The sequence below is a fragment of the Streptomyces sp. NPDC058955 genome (genome assembly GCF_042741435.1).
Classification (GTDB): domain Bacteria; phylum Actinomycetota; class Actinomycetes; order Streptomycetales; family Streptomycetaceae; genus Streptomyces.
Genome location: NZ_JBHYKM010000233.1, coordinates 1 through 3,084, shown reverse-complemented (window position 1 = coordinate 3,084; position 3,084 = coordinate 1). Strand labels below are relative to the sequence as shown.

At 74.1% G+C, this 3,084-nt stretch carries 3 protein-coding genes; 2 read left to right on the top strand and 1 reads right to left on the bottom strand.

Features of this window, described 5'->3' with window-relative positions; genetic code table 11:
* Positions 1–200: 200 nt before the first annotated feature.
* Positions 201–1,175 carry a carbohydrate kinase family protein gene (locus ACFW1I_RS38225; RefSeq protein WP_384678745.1) on the bottom strand — a complete coding sequence of 325 codons (975 nt, stop codon included), beginning with the start codon at positions 1,173–1,175 and terminating at the stop codon, positions 201–203.
* A gap of 130 nt (positions 1,176–1,305) precedes the next feature.
* On the opposite strand from ACFW1I_RS38225, the gene ACFW1I_RS38220 reads away from it, so the two are divergent.
* Positions 1,306–1,512 carry a hypothetical protein gene (locus ACFW1I_RS38220; RefSeq protein WP_384678742.1) on the top strand — a complete coding sequence of 69 codons (207 nt, stop codon included), beginning with the start codon at positions 1,306–1,308 and terminating at the stop codon, positions 1,510–1,512.
* A 66-nt stretch (positions 1,513–1,578) separates the two neighbouring features.
* Complete coding sequence (locus ACFW1I_RS38215; protein WP_384678739.1) at positions 1,579–3,024, top strand: hypothetical protein; 1,446 nt, start codon at positions 1,579–1,581, stop codon at positions 3,022–3,024.
* Positions 3,025–3,084 lie beyond the last annotated feature (60 nt).

Below are 3,084 nucleotides of genomic sequence, written 5' to 3'. Positions count from 1 at the left end.
GCCTAGGCCCGGCGGACGGGCGCCGTTCCGTGTGCCCACCCGTTCCGCCCTGCGGAACGCCTGCCCACACGGAGGACCAGCCAGCGGCGCCGCCCCATAAGCCGAGCGCGGCGCGGAAGCCGGACGGGAGGGTGGGCGCCGCCCCGTGGAACGCGTGCCCACGCGGAGGTGTGGGGAACGGGTGCCGTCCGGGAGGTGGGTCAGGAGAGGTGGGTGTGGACCTGGGTGGCGGCTTCTTCGCCGTACGCCTTGGTGAAGCGGTCCATGAAGTTGGCGCGCCGCAGCGTGTACTCCTGGGTGCCCAGCGTCTCGATGACCAGCGTCGCCAGCATGCAGCCGACCTGCGCCGCCCGCTCCAGGCCGACGCCCCACGAGAGGCCCGTGAGGAAGCCCGCGCGGAAGGCGTCGCCGACGCCGGTGGGGTCGACCTTGGCCTCCTCCTCGGGGCAGGCGACCTCGATCGACGGCTCGCCCGCGCGCTCGATGCGGACGCCGCGCGAGCCGAGCGTGGTGACGCGGTGGCCGACGCGGGACAGGATCTCCTCGTCGGTCCAGCCGGTCTTCGACTCGATGAGGCCCTTCTCGTACTCGTTGGAGAAGAGGTAGGTGGCGCCGTCGAGGAGGAGACGGATCTCCTCGCCGTCCATGCGCGCGATCTGCTGGGAGAAGTCGGCGGCGAAGGGGATCTCCCGGGCCTTGCACTCCTCCGTGTGGCGGAGCATCGCCTCGGGGTCGTCGGCGCCGATGAGGACGAGGTCGAGGCCTCCGACGCGGTCGGCGACGGCCTTGAGCTCGATGAGGCGGGCCTCGCTCATGGCGCCGGTGTAGAAGGACCCGATCTGGTTGTGGTCCTTGTCCGTGGTGCAGACGAAGCGCGCGGTGTGCAGGACCTCGGAGATGCGGACCGAGCCGGTGTCGACGCCGTGGCGGTCGAGCCAGGCGCGGTACTCGTCGAAGTCGTAGCCGGCCGCGCCGACGAGGATCGGGTTGCCGCCGAGCTGGCCCATGCCGAAGCAGATGTTGGGGCCGACGCCGCCGCGGCGGACGTCGAGGTTGTCCACGAGGAAGGAGAGGGACACCGTGTGGAGCTGGTCGGCCACCAGCTGGTCGGCGAACCGGCCGGGGAAGGTCATGAGGTGGTCGGTGGCGATGGAGCCGGTGACTGCGATACGCACGGCTGGGCGCTCCTGCGGGTGGAGGTTGATGACTATCCACGGTATCCGGTGACGGGGTCGCTGCCGAACAGTGGAAACTACCCCAGAGTAGGGCTTTTCTCCGGAGGCTGGTGGTGCATACGGTGCGCCCATGACCACGTACCCCGCTCCCCGCGAGCGACACGAGTCCGAACTGAGCCTCGCCGAGCTGCGCGGGGCCAGTGCCCGGATGGTCCCGCACTGGGTGGCGCCGGCCGATCCGGCGCCCGCCCCGGTCTCCCCCGCCTCGATCCACGGGGTGGTCGTCCCGGACGCCTCGGCGCGGCTGATCGCCGCCACCGCCGAGTACGGCGGCTGACGGACGGAACCGACCGCGCCCCCGCCCCGTCCCACCGGTGTCCGATCGACACGAGGGAGCGTTGCGGTGAGCGGTACGGAGAGCGGACACGGCCGGCGGACCGCGCTCGTCGCCACGGTGGCGGCGGGTGTGCTGCTGGCCGGTGGCGGCGGGTTGTATCTGACCGCCTCGGGTGACGAGGGGGCGGACGCCGTCTCGCGGGCCGCGGGCGCACCCGCGCCGCCGCCCCTGCGGCTCGGGGGCGGGAGCGGCGGTACGGGCCCGGACGCGGGGATCGCGCCGGGCGAACCCGACCCGGGCGGCGGCCCGAACGGGACGGTCTACAGAGCCGAGGGCCCACTCCCCCAAGGGCCCTCGTCGGCCGCGGTCCACCGGCCGGAGGGCCTGGTCACCTCGGAGGAGGTGGCCAGGCTGGCCGCCGTTCTCGGGGTCGAGGGGCGTCCGTCGCTGGTCGGCGACGTGTGGACGATCCGGCCCGAGAAGGACGGTCGGGGGCCGCGCCTCGACGTCGCGCGGCAGGCGCCGGGGAACTGGACGTACTCCTGGTACGACGGCGGTCCGGTGGGCGACACCTGTCTGAAGGGCAAGGAGTGCCCGCCGCCGGGCGAGGCGAGGCCGCCGGCCGGGGGCTCCCCGGTGAGCGAGGCGGCGGCGCGGGCGGCGGCGGCCCCGGTGCTGAAGGTGCTGGGGCAGGACGACGCCAAGGTGTCGGCGACGCAGGTGATGAACGGCTCGGTGCGGGTGGTGAACGCCGATCCGGTGGTCGGCGGGCTGCCGACGTACGGCTGGTCGACGGGGCTGCACATCGGTCCGGACGGGCGGCCGGTCGCGGGCAGCGGGACGCTGAAGGAGCCGGCGAAGGGCGAGACGTACCCGGTGGTGTCGGCGGAGAAGGCGCTGGCGCGGCTGAACGAGGAGTCGAAGGGCACGGGACCGATCGGGATCGGCGGCTGCGCCACGGACCCGCCGGCGACGGAGCCGGACGGCGGGTCGGGGAAGGACGCGCCCTGCCAGACCATCGTGGACATGGCGCCGCCGCGCGAGGTGCCGGTGACGGGGGCCGTGCTCGGGCTTGCCGCCACGGACACCGCGGACGGGCGGATGCTCGTACCGACGTGGCTGTTCACGGCCGATCCGGCGGACGCGGCGCCGTACACGGTGACCTCGACGGCGGTGGCGCCGGAGTATCTGGTGCCGCCCACGCCGTCCCCGCAGCCCACGCCGGATCCCTCCGAGGGCACGGCGCCGGTGCGGCGGATCGACTCGTTCACGGTCGAGCCGGACGGGCGGACGCTGGCGGTGACCTTCTGGGGCGGGGTGTGCAGCACGTACACGGCGCACGCGGTCGAGGACCCGCGGCAGGTGCGGGTGCGGATCGACGAGAAGACGGACCCGGACCGGGTCTGCATCCTGGTCGCCAAGGAGATCACGGTGAAGGTGACGCTGGAGGCGCCGCTGGGCGACCGGCCGGTGGTCGACGCGGCGAGCAACGAGGCCGTGCCGCGGCGGTAGGCGCCGGGGGCGGGCCGTACATGCGGCAGGGCGGTGGCCCGGGAGGTCGGTCTCCCGGGC